16 protein-coding genes are annotated in these 13202 nt (G+C 55.5%); 1 reads left to right on the forward strand and 15 read right to left on the reverse strand.

Annotation, left to right across the window (positions count from 1 at the left end):
- Nucleotides 1–10: 10 nt before the first annotated feature.
- Together dapB and DZC51_RS09320 are read right to left on the reverse strand one after the other, a co-directional pair.
- Nucleotides 11–778, reverse strand: coding sequence for a 4-hydroxy-tetrahydrodipicolinate reductase (dapB, locus tag DZC51_RS09315; protein ID WP_157295116.1), 768 nt, complete (start codon nucleotides 776–778; stop codon nucleotides 11–13).
- A complete protein-coding gene (locus DZC51_RS09320) occupies nucleotides 775–1110 on the reverse strand; it encodes a nucleotide pyrophosphohydrolase (RefSeq protein WP_157295117.1) in 336 nt (111 codons plus the stop codon). The genes dapB and DZC51_RS09320 overlap by 4 nt, the downstream gene beginning before the upstream one ends.
- 105 nt (nucleotides 1111–1215) lie before the next feature.
- Between DZC51_RS09320 and DZC51_RS09325 the strand changes: the two genes are divergently transcribed.
- Nucleotides 1216–2091 (forward strand): YitT family protein, encoded by an 876-nt coding sequence (locus DZC51_RS09325; RefSeq protein WP_198304096.1) that lies wholly within the window; start codon nucleotides 1216–1218, stop codon nucleotides 2089–2091.
- Nucleotides 2092–2172: 81 nt separating this feature from the next.
- On the opposite strand, the gene DZC51_RS09330 is transcribed toward DZC51_RS09325, so the two are convergent.
- From DZC51_RS09330 to aroB, 13 genes are all read right to left on the reverse strand, one after another.
- Nucleotides 2173–2841 (reverse strand): zinc metallopeptidase, encoded by a 669-nt coding sequence (locus tag DZC51_RS09330; protein ID WP_157295121.1) that lies wholly within the window; start codon nucleotides 2839–2841, stop codon nucleotides 2173–2175.
- Nucleotides 2842–2868: 27 nt separating this feature from the next.
- Nucleotides 2869–3489, reverse strand: coding sequence for a lipoprotein heptaprenylglyceryl N-acetyltransferase LhaT (gene lhaT, locus DZC51_RS09335; RefSeq protein ID WP_157295123.1), 621 nt, complete (start codon nucleotides 3487–3489; stop codon nucleotides 2869–2871).
- 54 nt (nucleotides 3490–3543) lie between these two features.
- Nucleotides 3544–4326 (reverse strand): menaquinol-cytochrome c reductase cytochrome b/c subunit, encoded by a 783-nt coding sequence (locus DZC51_RS09340; RefSeq protein WP_157295125.1) that lies wholly within the window; start codon nucleotides 4324–4326, stop codon nucleotides 3544–3546.
- A 40-nt stretch (nucleotides 4327–4366) separates the two neighbouring features.
- Nucleotides 4367–5041, reverse strand: a complete 675-nt coding sequence (qcrB, locus tag DZC51_RS09345) for a menaquinol-cytochrome c reductase cytochrome b subunit (protein WP_157295127.1) — start codon at nucleotides 5039–5041, stop codon at nucleotides 4367–4369.
- A gap of 23 nt (nucleotides 5042–5064) precedes the next feature.
- Nucleotides 5065–5568: a QcrA and Rieske domain-containing protein gene (locus tag DZC51_RS09350; protein ID WP_157295129.1), complete on the reverse strand. Its 504-nt coding sequence runs from the start codon at nucleotides 5566–5568 to the stop codon at nucleotides 5065–5067.
- A gap of 150 nt (nucleotides 5569–5718) precedes the next feature.
- Nucleotides 5719–6165, reverse strand: a complete 447-nt coding sequence (locus DZC51_RS09355) for a YpiF family protein (protein WP_157295131.1) — start codon at nucleotides 6163–6165, stop codon at nucleotides 5719–5721.
- A gap of 93 nt (nucleotides 6166–6258) precedes the next feature.
- Nucleotides 6259–6813: a ReoY family proteolytic degradation factor gene (locus DZC51_RS09360; RefSeq protein WP_157295133.1), complete on the reverse strand. Its 555-nt coding sequence runs from the start codon at nucleotides 6811–6813 to the stop codon at nucleotides 6259–6261.
- A gap of 19 nt (nucleotides 6814–6832) precedes the next feature.
- Nucleotides 6833–8086 (reverse strand): tetratricopeptide repeat protein, encoded by a 1254-nt coding sequence (locus tag DZC51_RS09365; protein WP_157295135.1) that lies wholly within the window; start codon nucleotides 8084–8086, stop codon nucleotides 6833–6835.
- Nucleotides 8087–8173: 87 nt separating this feature from the next.
- On the reverse strand, nucleotides 8174–9466 hold the full coding sequence (gene aroA / locus DZC51_RS09370) for a 3-phosphoshikimate 1-carboxyvinyltransferase (protein ID WP_157295136.1): 1293 nt from the start codon (nucleotides 9464–9466) through the stop codon (nucleotides 8174–8176).
- Nucleotides 9467–9487: 21 nt separating this feature from the next.
- Nucleotides 9488–10594: a prephenate dehydrogenase gene (locus DZC51_RS09375; protein WP_157295137.1), complete on the reverse strand. Its 1107-nt coding sequence runs from the start codon at nucleotides 10592–10594 to the stop codon at nucleotides 9488–9490.
- A 26-nt stretch (nucleotides 10595–10620) separates the two neighbouring features.
- The gene (gene hisC, locus DZC51_RS09380) at nucleotides 10621–11724 is read right to left on the reverse strand and encodes a histidinol-phosphate transaminase (RefSeq protein ID WP_157295138.1); all 1104 of its coding nucleotides are present in this window, start codon (nucleotides 11722–11724) and stop codon (nucleotides 10621–10623) included.
- On the reverse strand, nucleotides 11721–12110 hold the full coding sequence (gene aroH, locus DZC51_RS09385) for a chorismate mutase (RefSeq protein WP_157295243.1): 390 nt from the start codon (nucleotides 12108–12110) through the stop codon (nucleotides 11721–11723). The genes hisC and aroH overlap by 4 nt, the downstream gene beginning before the upstream one ends.
- Nucleotides 12110–13201 carry a 3-dehydroquinate synthase gene (gene aroB, locus DZC51_RS09390; protein WP_157295139.1) on the reverse strand — a complete coding sequence of 364 codons (1092 nt, stop codon included), beginning with the start codon at nucleotides 13199–13201 and terminating at the stop codon, nucleotides 12110–12112. Before aroB ends, aroH begins: the two co-directional genes overlap by 1 nt.
- Between the last annotated feature and the right edge of the window lies 1 nt (nucleotide 13202).

Consider the following 13202-nt stretch of genomic DNA (forward strand, 5'->3'; position numbering starts at 1 on the left):
ACCCCTCCAGTTACCCGATAATCTTGTCTAATCCGTCTATGAGACAGTCCCTATTCATGACCTCTTTCACGGCAAGCACCATTCCCGACATGTAGGACTGCCTGCTGAAAGAATCATGCCGGAGCGAGAGCAGCTGCCCTTCGCCGCCAAACAGCACTTCCTGATGGGAGACCAGTCCCGGAAGACGGACGCTATGAACCGGGATTCCGGCAACATCCGTCCCTCTGCCATCCGGTGCATCGCCGCCTTCTTGCGATCCGGCCGCTTCAGCCATCATCCTTGCGGTCAGCGACGCCGTCCCGGACGGATACTCTTTTTTGCCGTCATGGTGCAGCTCAATGATTTCCGCGTCCGGCATATACTTTACAGCCATTGCGGCAAACTTCATGAGAAGAACGGCACCGATCGAGAAATTCGGGGCCAGGATGCACCCGATTCCGTGCTCCCTGGACAGCTCCGAAAGCTTCCCGATCTGATCCACCGTCAGCCCGCTCGTCCCGACAACGGGCCTGATCCCGTTCATGATGGCGTCCCGTGTATTCGGATAAACCGACTCATGGCTGGTCAGTTCGACCAACACATCCGGTTTCGCCTCATCGACGAGGGTCAGCATATCCGTATAGATCGGGACGGACCCTGCAAGCATGTTTGAACTTTCCGCCATCTTTCTGTCCAGAACACCAACCAGCAAAAACTCACGGCCGGTGATCATCGTCTCCACCGCGAGTGCGCCCATGCGCCCGCGGGGACCTGCAACTGCAACACGGATCATCGTCATTCCTCCCCGATTTTGGTCCACCGCCCGCTGTCGCGTCGGTTGAACTTCTCCATGACCCCGGCAAGCGCCCGGTCAAGGTCGATCCCGTTCGCATTGGCGAAACAGACGAGGACGAAGAACAGGTCGCCCGTCTCCTCCTCAAGTGACTTCTCAGCCTCTCCGGGTTTCTTCTTTTTCGTGCCGTATACATGCTGCACTTCCCTCGACAGTTCCCCCAGCTCTTCCGTCAGCCTGGCGAGCATCTCCATCGGCGGGAAATACCCCTCCTTAAACTGGGATATGTAACGGTCCACTTCTTGTTGCATGTCCTTCATCGTACGAGATTCATCCATACATGCATCACTCCTTTGTCAATCGTATATAATCCCCTGCTCTATTGTCAAAACTAATTGAATCAAGGATACTTGACGTGGGGTAAAGACTTGTTCGGAGGGGTGATGCATTTGTTCCGGGGGATCAAAATCAAAAATCTGATCATGATTCTTTTTGGCGCGGCCATCTTCAGCTTTGGCCTTGTCCATTTCAATATCCAGCATGAGCTTGCGGAAGGGGGCTTTACCGGCCTGACGCTGATTCTGCTGTTCGTATTTAAGCTGGACCCGGCCATTATGAACCTGGTCCTGAACGTGCCGATGTTCTTTATCGGATGGAAGCTGCTCGGACGGAAAACGTTCATCTATACAGTCGTAGGTACTGTGGCTGTGTCGGTCTTTCTCCGCATCTTCACAACATATCAATATGACATCCATATGGAGAACGACCTCCTTCTCGTCTCCCTGTTCGCAGGCGTCTTTATCGGCATCGGGCTCGGAATCATCTTCCGTTTCGGCGGAACGACCGGAGGCGTAGACATCATCGCCCGCCTGGCGAACAAGTACTACGGATGGAGCATGGGCCGCACGATGTTCATCTTTGATGCAGGTGTCATCCTTCTTTCCTGGGCGACCTATCTCACGATGCCGAAGATGATGTATACACTGGTTGCGGTCTATGTCGGCGCAAGGGTCATCGACTTCGTACAGGAAGGCGCCTACTCGGGACGCGGCGCCTGGATCATCTCCGAATGGCAGGACGAGATCGCGGATAAAATCACGGCGGAGATGGACCGGGGTGTAACTGTCATGAAGGGCCGCGGCCACTATACCAAGCAGGAGCGCGAAGTGCTGTACTGCGTGGTCGGCAAGAACGAGATCGTCAGGCTGAAGAACATCATCAACAGCGTGGACCCGTCAGCTTTCGTTTCTGTCACGGACGTGCATGATGTCATGGGCGAAGGGTTTACACTGGATGAGGAAAAAAAGCCGCTTGACTGATTTTTCGGCAGACCAAAATGGAGATCATACAAAAACACCCCGTCATTCCTTCAGAGGAAAGCCGGGGTGTCTTGCATGCAATTATTCGCGGTTCTGGAAAATCAGGACCAGTCGCAGGAGTTCGAGGACAGCGACTGCGGCTGCCGCCACATAAGTGAGTGCAGCTGCACTAAGCACTTTTTTGGCATGGGGCTCCTCTTCGTTCCGGATGATGCCCAGCTCGACGATCTGGTTCATCGCACGGCTTGAGGCGTTAAACTCGACCGGCAGCGTCACAAGCTGGAACAGGACGCCGACCGCCATGAGCACGATACCGATTCCAAGCAGATTGTTCATGCTTGAGAAGAACAGGCCTGCCATGATGAAGATCCACGACGCGTTGGATGTGATGTTCGCAACAGGGGCCAGCCGGTGGCGGAAGCGGAGGAATGCATAATCCTGCGCATCCTGGATGGCGTGGCCGACTTCGTGGGCTGCGACGGCCGTACCCGCGACGGAAGCGTTGTGGTAGTTGTCCGAAGAAAGCGCAACCGTCTTGGTCAGCGGATTGTAATGATCGGACAGTACACCCTGCGTTTCGACAACTTTTACATTATCAAGGCCGTTGCGGTCAAGGATCATCCGTGCCACTTCCCTTCCGGTCATGCCGGACGTGGAGCGGACACGGGCATACTTGTTGTACGTGTTTTTGACTTTGAACTGCGAATAGAGGGGCAGTGCAATGATGATGATCAGATAGATCAGGAACATTCTTCTTCCTCCCTTTTGTCTCTCTCTTTATTTTACCGGCTGAGGAGCTTCTCCGGCAACTGATACGTTCCGGCGGCGCCAAGCATAAATCGCCAGCGAGATGCAGGCAATAGACAGCCAGAACGTGAAGTAGCCGATGACCCGGATATGCTCCATGATCCGGCCGTAGATCGGCATCTGCCCGAACACATAGTCGATCACATCATTATGCAGTGTCCAGACAGCAGCGATGGCGATATGCCAGACGCCAAACGCATACTTCGGCAGATAAAGGACCGCCTGGACCGCCATCAGGAAGTGGGAAGCGACGAGCATCCATCCCGTGGCACCGATCTCGCCGACTTCCACAAGTGTCCAGATGTTCATGACGACCGCCCATAAGCCGTATTTGACAAGCGTGATCAGGGCGAGTGCCTCAATCAGCTTCCAGTGCCTTCCCCAGATCCAGGCGGCAATTGCGAGCGTGAAGAACAGGCTGGCCGTCGGGCTGTCCGGCACGAACAGGAGGAAAATCGGTTCGGTGATCCGGAGCTGGGACTCGTACCAGATATAGCCGTAGATCGTGCCGCCCAGGTTGATGAAGAATAGAAGGGTGAGGAAACGCCGGTCTTCCAGGACCGCGCGGATGTATGGGATCACGGATTGCATGGGAAACCTCCGGGTAAGAAAAAAGAGCCAGTCCCCTGGCTCTTTCTTTCGGAATTATTGTTGGGTAACAGTAGAGAGGAACTCAGCAAGCTGCTGAAGCTCTTCGTCACTGCCTTCGAATGCGTCAGCCGGCATGACCTGCTGGCCGTCTTTGACGACGCCGTTTACGGCGATGTCCGCAACTTCTTCAGGTGTATGGCCTGTACCCGTGAGCGGAACCCCGGCAGGAGTCCCTTCGAAGTTCTCGCCGTGGCAGGTGACACACGATTGGCCCATATAGATTTCATAGCCCGGATCAGACGTGTCAAACTCTGCTTCTTCGACGATTTGACCTTGTGCTTCTGCCGCTTCCCAGTCATGGTTGACGACAGATTCCCAAGTGAGGTAAATCATCGCAAACAGTGTGAGAAGCATGAAAGCTGTAGGCAGTGGGCGCTTGAACGGACGGCGCTCTTTGGACGTATCCAAAAATGGCATAAGCAGGAGCGCGCCGATTGCGAGGCCCGGGATAATGATGGCACCGACAACGTTATACGGGCCGGAAGCAAATTCATATTTCAGGAGCTGATACATCTGAAGGAAGTACCAGTCAGGCAGCGGGATGTACCCGGTGTCTGTTGGGTCGGCCTGCCGCTCAAGCGGCGACGGGTGCGCGACCGTAAGAATCAGGTAACCGACAAGGAAGATGGCGCCGATGATCCATTCTTTCAGAAGGAAGTTCGGCCAGAAAGCCTCCGTCTTGCCAGGATACTCTGAATAGTCTTTAGGGATCCGGTTCTTCTCGTAAGAACGGATACGGGAATCCCCGACAAATTTCATCCCTTTACCGCGATGCATAGTGTCCCCTCCTCTATAAGGATCTTAGTGTCCGCCAGTCTTACAACGGACCGGAAATACCTTGTCTCCGGATCATGATGAAGTGCGCTGCGAGCAGTCCGAGCAGGGCAGCCGGCAGGAAGAAGACATGAATCGCGAAGAAGCGTGTCAGTGTCTGCGCACCAAGGATCGTGGCGTCCCCTGCAAGGAGGATCTTGATCCAATCCCCTATGAACGGTACGGAAGCGGCAATCTCGATGCCGACCTTAGTAGCGAACAGGGCTTTCATGTCCCATGGGAGAAGGTATCCTGTAAAGCCGAGTCCGAGCATGACGATGAAGATCAGGACACCGACCATCCAGTTCAGCTCACGCGGCTTCTTGTAGGAGCCTGTGAAGAATACCCGAAGAGTATGGAGGAACATCATGACAATGACAAGAGAGGCTCCCCAGTGGTGCATACCGCGCACAATTTCTCCGAATGCCACTTCGTTCTGAAGATAGTAAACGGATTTCCATGCATTTTCAATGTCCGGCGTGTAATACATGGTGAGGAACATTCCGGACAGGATCTGGATGACCGTAACGAAGAATGTCAGGCCCCCGAAACAATAAATGAATGCAGAAAAGTGATGCGCAGGGTTTACGTGCTCAGGTACTTCATGGTCGGCAATATCGCGCCAGATCGGCGTGATATCCAACCGCTCGTCCACCCAGTCATAGATCTTGTTCAGCACGGTTGTCTTACCCCCTAACTAGATTAAATCAACGTATTCGGTTTTGTGGCCCCAAGGTAGAGCAGGTCATCTTCGATTTTTACATCAAATTCGTCCAGAGGTCCGGTTGGTGGCGTTCCCGGAACGTTCTGGCCGTTCTTCTCGTAGCGGCCTGCGTGGCATGGGCAGAAGAACTGATTCGGGTGTGCCGAATCCCCTGCCCAGTTGACTGTGCAGCCAAGGTGCTTACATACAGGCGAAAGAGCTACGACTTTATCGCCTTCTTTGTAAACCCATGCTGTACCGGTCACTTCGGACTCGTACCAGCCGTCAACCTGATCGTACGTGAAGTCTACACGGACAGGCTCTTCTGTCAGCTCGCTCACCTTTTGGCTTGTCGGGATGTAATCTCCCGCAGCGCCGGCTTCGAGGACAGGGTCCACTGCGAAACGGATCATTGGCATGAGCATTCCGGAAGCCATGAATCCGCCGACGCCCATAAGTGTGTAGTTCAGGAATTGGCGCCGTGAAACTCGAGTATTGCTCATCATGTTCCCCCCTCTTACTAAAGGTTCAGTCCATCGGACAAACTTTTACTGAATAGCTTAGCTAGGACATATCTATGATATCCCAATCAAATTCGAAATTCAACAAAGCATTTGGCGGTATGTGGAGATTGTGAACTTTTTTTGTCGGCTTTATTCGCTTGTCCATCTGGCGGTGAGAACCGGGATGATCTGCCGCACCTGATCTTCAAGGACGGACTGTTTCAATTTCTTGTCCATGCTCTCCAGCGGAATCGACGGAATCCAGATGGCATCCGGGATGATGCCCTCTCTTGACCAGGAAGGATCAGTCGTCAGGTGGAACACATGCTTAAACGGCATGTCCGAGATCGAGGCGGACCATTCCGAAGCAAGCCGGCTCTTGTCATTGCCATCTGTATAGCTGAATGGCGGAAACAAGACGACCCGCCCCTTGAACTGCCGTTCGATGAATGCGGCCAGGTTCATGAGAAACTCGGCCGAAGACGCGCTCTGCTTCATAGCGCCCCCGCTTCCGATATGGACGAGGGGAATGATGGCGGTATCGATATATTCCTGCTGCTGCATATAAAGATCAAGGTCATTCGCTGTCCAGTTCATAGAAAAACTCCTCCTAAAAGCTTCCATTCAAACTTTCCTGCCTTTTCACTTTACCACAAGCAAAAGAAAAAGACTTCATCCGGGAAGATGAAGTCACTTGGAGCCAATCTCCTTGATCGACTGGAGCGTCTTGGAGAGGGCGAAAAATTTATCTTTGTCGTTCTGGTCGAGCGCCTCGTCGATCTGGCGGAGAAGCTGCTCCTCGCGGAAGGCCAGGACGCTCTCTTCGAGCAGCTGTTCGGCTTCCCTGCGGTCCTTGTCGCTGATTTTGATGTATTCCGGTACGTACGGATTGTCCTCCAGCACTGCCGCATACTCTGGGCATGCATGCCGGTTCGGGAAGTTGAGCTGGAGGTACATATGCTCTTCCGGATGGAGCCGCAAGTCATGGAATGACTTCTCGGCATCCGCAGTCATCAGATTCCCTTTGTAAAAGCGGAATGGGATGCCGTCCGAATCGGTTGTGGACATTACCATCGCCCTCGGGCAGTAGTGTGCCTCATCAACGAAACGCACATGATTCAGCAGCTGATCGTGGCTCAGGAGATAATTCAGGATCCAAACGCACTCCCGCCGTTTTAAATGGTAGGTTTTCAGAAACCACCTGACAAACTCCTTTTTCTCGGCGACCGGGACTGACGCTGTCACACCATCCCCTCCTTTCCCTTTACATTTCCGTCTCCAGGAATGAAGACCATCTCGGATCGTCCGGCATGAGGACGGCGAGTTGCTTTATCAATTCGATGGCCTCTTCCCTTTTTCCTTCATCCAGCAGGAAAAGGGAGAAATTCTCAAGGAACTGCGGGTCTTCCCTGAAATCATTATATGCAAGCCGGTAAAAATCATATGCCTCATTGAACTGTTCTTCGCGCTCGTGGGCGGCCGCGGCAAACGGATAGAGTGCCGGCCAGTCCCGGCCCTCATCCCGCAGCTCTCCGATCATCGAGATGATTTCTTCATTCCGCTCCTGATGATCGTAAAGCGACATGAGTGCATGGAGGGCATCCATATACTCGGGATCGAGTGCGATCGCCTCATTGAAGTGGGATTCGGCTTCTTCCGTGCGGCCGGTTTTGAGTGCAAGCTTTCCGGCCGAAAAGTAAAGTTCCTTGTCGTATTTATCACGGGCAAGCCCTTCCTGAAGCGTCGTATAAGCGGACTCGTCCTCCCCTTCCATCGTCTGCGCCTGGGCAAGCAGGGCATAAGCGGAAAAGTAATCGGGGTCCATTGCTTTCAGTTCTCCAAGCTTCTTTATGGACTCTCCGTACTGTTTGCTCTGGTAAGCGGCATAGGCATAGCCGAACAGCATATCGGGTGTTCTCGCATCTTCCAGCGATTCCGCATAGTATGGCAGGGCTTCCTCAAATGCCGCCCCGGCCGCATAGGCTTCCGCAATCCGGTCGGAAAGCCGGACACCCGCCAATTCCCTGGTGGCCTGGCGGACCTCCTTATAAAGCCTTGCCGCCTCCGCATAGCGTCCGCCATCCAAAAGAAGCTCGGCTTTGGCGAACTTCACCGCGGGCTCGTCCGGGAGGATCCCTTCGGCTTCCTCGACCTTCCTCAGAGCCGCTTCCGCCATTCCGGCCATCTGATAGTAGTCTGCGAGAACAAGAAGTGCCTGCGGATACTCTTCGTCCTGCGGTCCCACAGAAGTCAGCAGCAGGAGGGCCTCATCTTCCTCACCGAGCTCGATAAGCACCTGTGCCCGGTCGATCTTCAGCTGTGCCTCTTCCGGCATCAGCGACATCATGCCCTCATAAAGCGTGTCCGCCTCCTGAAGGAACCCGTACTCGGCCAGAAATCCAGCAGCCATATAGCGAGTCTCCATATCGGGGGAAGCCCCGATTTCGAGAATGAGCGATTCCGCTTTCTTGAATTCGCCATCCAGAATATATTGTTGAAGTTGTTCGATTGTCTCCATCAGTATTCACCCGTCCCCGCATTTTTCATACTTCAATGCTACTGGAAGCAAGGCTTCCTTCACAAGAAAAAAGCCCCTCCAGGGAGCTTATTCTCCGCGGAGGGAATCCAGATGTCCGAAAAATTCCGGGTAGGAAATCGCGATGCATCCGGGGTCCTGAAGTTCAACGGGACCGTCCGTGACAAGCGCCGCAATCCCGGCCATCATACCGATGCGGTGGTCCCCCCTTGAATCAAGGGCGGCGCCCGACAGTTTCGTCGGACCATGGATGACCATGCCGTCGGCTGTAGGAGAGATGTCCGCCCCGAGTTTTCCAAGTTCTTCGGCAACGGCAGCGATGCGGTCCGTCTCCTTGACCCGGAGCTCTTCCGCATCACGGATCACGGTCGTCCCCTCGGCCTGTGTCGCCAGAAGGGCGATCACCGGAATCTCATCGATCAGGCGGGGGATCAGGTCGCCGCCGATTTCGGTCCCCTTCAGGGAAGACGAGCGGATGGTGACTGCTCCGCGCCGCTCAGAATCATCTGTGTCGGTCACGTCCACCTCAAAATCGGCGCCCATTGCTTTCAGGACGTCGATCATGCCTGTGCGCGTAGGATTCAGACCAACGTTTTTGAGAACCACTTCACTATCCGGCACCATCGCTGACGCTGCCAGGAAGAACGCCGCCGACGATATGTCGCCGGGTACATCCACATGGACCGGTGTGAGCTCCTGGCCGCCCCGCAGAGTAATGACGCCGTCCTCCGACTGAACGTCCATCCCGAAATTGCGCATCATCCGCTCCGTATGGTCGCGGGAGACTTCCTTCTCGCGGATGACCGACGTTCCACCGGCGCGCATTGCGGCAAACAGGATAGCCGACTTGACCTGCGCGCTCGCGACAGGCATCTCGTAGTCGATGGGGCTGAGAGGCCCCCCCAGGACCGAAATCGGTGTGTACTGGGCCCCCTCGCGGCCGCGGATATCGGCCTCCATCTGTTTGAGCGGGCCGGTCACTCTCTTCATCGGCCGTTTGGCGATCGACTCATCCCCCGCAATTACCGAATGGACTCGTGAGCCGGCAAGGATTCCGAGCATCAGGCGTGTGGTCGTGCCGGAGTTTCCGGTGTAGAGAATATCCGCCGGCTCCTGCCACCCGTCTATGCCGGGACTTTCGATCACCAGTTCCGTTCCGTTGCGGCTGATATCCGCTCCGAGCAGGCGGAAGCATTCGATTGTACGCAGGCAATCCTCGCCAGGCAGAAAACCAGAGACTGTCGTACGGCCCTTTGCGATTCCCCCGAACATGACCGCCCGGTGAGAGATGGATTTGTCTCCCGGCACGGAAATTGTGCCGCGTAGTGGTGCCCGCGGGTAATTCAGTGTCATCTTGTCCATTTGTTCCGGCCCCCTGCCCTGTTAGGTAATGTAGATATCGTAATTCGTCCGTTCGCTCAGCAGTATTCGGCCCTTTTCCCTGTCTTCGGTCGTCTGGAAGCTGACAACCATGATTCCGAAGACGTCCGTGCGCGATTCGACGATGCGCACGTTCGTGATCGAGATGCCTGCATCTGCCAGAGACCCTGCGATTTCGGAAATCGCACCCGGACTGTCCGGGATATTGACATTGAGGTCGAACGTCGTGTAGAGCGCACCCTGCGACTTGGCCGGCAGTGTGTCCCGGTATGCCTTCGCCCCGCCGTAGAATTCATGGATCGATTCGGCGTCACCCGACTCGATCATTTCTCGTACGGCATTCATCTCCTCGATCCACAGGTCGAGCTGATCGATCAGCTCATCGCGATTTTGCAAAGTGATGTCACGCCACATGACCGGATCAGAAGAAGCGATTCTCGTGATGTCGCGGAACCCGCCAGCAGCCAGTTCCCGTGTGAACGGCATCTCTTCCGTCTCCTGTTCAAGCCTGCGTACGAGGGAGGCCGCGACAACATGCGGAAAATGGCTGACGACGGCTGTCATGGTGTCATGTTCTGCTGCGGAGACAACCGCCGTCTTGGCCTTTGTCACCGACAGGAAAGATTCCAGCTTCCTCACAGCCGGAGCATCCTTCCGTCCGGCCGGTGTCAGCAGGTAATATGCGTTCTCGAAAAGGTGCTCACGGGCTGCGCGCACGCCGCTCTTGTGTGAGCCTGCCATCGGGTGGCCGCCGACAAAAACTGCATTGCCCCCGGCGAACCTTCCGGCTTCTTCCATGATCCAGGTTTTCGTGCTTCCCGTATCGGAAAGGATGGCGCCTTCTTTCAGATTCCATCCGGAAGCGGCTTCTTTCAGCATCCTCACTGTTTCATTTACGGGTGTGGCAAAAAATATGTAATCACAGCCTTCGGCAGCCTCTGCTGCCGATCCGGCCGAATGGTGGATCACACCAAGCGTCTGTGCCTCACGGAGCGTCACCGGATCGGCATCGAAGCCTGTGACTGTAACGTTTCCGTGGCGCTGGATCGCCAGGGCGAGGGATCCGCCAATCAGGCCGAGGCCGATGATTGCAGCTTTCAACTCAGACAAAACCCAACACTCCCATCAAACACTGCTTACGCTTCGGACACTCCTTGCGCAAGCACTTCTTCAAGCGCGGCAAGCAGTCCCTCATTATCTTCCCGGGTCCCCACGGTGATGCGCACATATCCCGGTGTCCCAAGCTTGTCGCCGCTGCGCACGATATACCCGCGCTTCAGCAGCTCATCTGCAGCAGCGTCGGCGCTTCCCTTCACTTCCATCAGCACGAAGTTCGCTTCCGAGCGTGGACATTTCAGCCCGTGCGCCTCCGCAAAACGGGCGTACTGTTCCTTTCCTGCCTCGTTCTGCTGACGGGTGCTGTCAATGAACGGCTGGTCCCGGAGCGCAAGGGCAGCAGCCTGCTGGCCCAGGACATTCGTGTTAAACGGCGGACGGACAGGATCGAGCTTTGCGATCAACTCTTCCTTTCCAATTGCATAGCCGACACGGAATGCCGCAAGTCCATACGCCTTCGAGAAAGTGCGAAGCACGAGAACGTTCGGGAATTCTTCGACCAGGTCAAGCGGATCCCCGTATGACGGATCCGTAACAAATTCATGATAAGCATTGTCGACAACGACCAGCACATGCTCCGGAACCTCCCGGATAAAGGCTTTCAGGTCCTTTTGGGGGATGATGCCCCCGGTCGGATTGTTTGGCGTGCACAGCCATACGATTGAAGTGTTTTCGTCGATGGCCTTCAGCATGCCGTCAAGGTCATGGCTGAAATCTTCAAGGAGCGGGACTTCTCTGATCTCCGCACCCTGAATGCGAGCGTTGTGCCGATACTGCGGGAACGAAGGCCACGGCATGACCGTATTGTCGTTTTCGGACAGCAGTGCCCGGGAAAGGATGACGATCAGCTCATCCGATCCTGCACCGAACAGGAGCTGCCGGGGGGTTATGCCCAGCTTGGCGGACAGCGCCTCCCGCAGGCCGGTCGCATAGCCATCCGGATAAAGTGCGGTTTCAAGTCCGGCTTCCGCGATGAATTTCTTGACTTCAGCGGAACAGCCGAACGGGTTTTCGTTCGAGGCAAGCTTGACGATGCGATGAAGGCCGAACTCTTTCTTGACCTCCCCGATTGTCTTACCCGGCTCATAGGCCCGCATGCCTTCCAGTCGAGGATTCCATCTCATCTTGCTCCCTCCTTTTCCGCAGCCGCACCGGCCAGATCCGGCCGCAGGCGGACGGCTTCGTTCCTGTAGACATGTTTGATTTCTTTTTGAGTCTTTACAGTATTCGCATGCATAAGCAGGCGGATGCAGAGAGGCAGCGCACCGGGCACATCCATCTCATGGGTGCACATGACCGGCACATACTCCCAGCCTTCCATCGTCCTGACAGCCTTGGCAGGGAATCCCGAAGAAATATCCGTTGTGGTCGAGATGATCACCGAGACGATTTCTTCCGGTTCCAGCCCATTCTGTTCCGCCATTTCCCGAGCGAGAGCGGCGGTCTCCTGCATGATCTGCTGCTCTTCATCTGCCGTGATGCATGTTGCACCGCGGATGCCCCTTACCATCATTCCGGTCTCACCCCCGTGCGTATTCTGAACTCCCTGTCGGCCTCCCGGCAGTCCTCTTCCGTGACACGACTGACATACGGCGCGCCGGCTTCCGGAAGGAGGACGAAGTGGAGGTCGCCGAAGGAAGCTTTTTTATCTTTTTTCATGTAACCGAACAATTCCTCAAATGAATAATCTTTAACCGACTTCAGCGGATAACCGTTTCTTGCGGCAAATTCCTGGAGGGCGTCGGTCAATTCCCTGCCGGCCCCGGCCTTTTGCTCGCTCAGGATCAGTGCGTAAATCATCCCGATCATGACCGCCTCTCCGTGGGTAAGCCCCCCATAGCCCGCAGCCGCCTCTACGGCGTGGCCGTATGTATGGCCAAAGTTAAGATACTTGCGGACGGAGCCTTCCCGCTCATCCCGGCCGACAATTTCCGCTTTCACGCGGATGCCGCGGACGATGTGGCGGATCAGTTCCTCTTCACCCATTTTGTCGAGCTCAAGCGTGTGGAGCATCTCCGGTGCGTCTTCCTTGGATGAGATCAGCACATGCTTGACCGCCTCGGCCATACCCGACCGGATTTCCACTTCGGGTAGCGTCCGGAGAAGCTCTGTATCGTACAGGACCGCGATCGGCTGATGAAATGCCCCGGTCATATTCTTGCCGCCGGGAAGGTTGATCGCGGTCTTGCCGCCGACAGAACTGTCATGTGCCAGAATCGTCGTCGGACACTGGATAAAGCGGATTCCCCGCATGTAGGCCGCCGCCGCATAGCCGGCAAGGTCACCGCATGCTCCACCGCCGAAAGCGATCAGTACGGATTTCCTCGTGCATCCCGCTTCCAGGAGAAATTGCTGTGAGTGTCCGAACCACTCGAGCGTTTTGCAGGATTCGCCTGACGGAACATCCAGCCAGGCGGCATCTCTGCCCGCTCCGCCCAGAGCCGAACGCAGCCGGTCTCCGTGAAGGGCGGACACTTTTTCATCCGCAATGACAGCGACCCGGTCAGCATCGGCAAGAAAGCTCTCAAGCTCCCGCAGCGCGCCAGGTCCCACCACCACGTCGTAGCTGCGTTCCTGCGTCTCTACCCTGACTGTCTCCATC

The sequence above is a fragment of the Bhargavaea sp. CC-171006 genome, assembly GCF_009761675.1.
Classification (GTDB): Bacteria; Bacillota; Bacilli; order Bacillales_A; family Planococcaceae; genus Bhargavaea; species Bhargavaea changchunensis.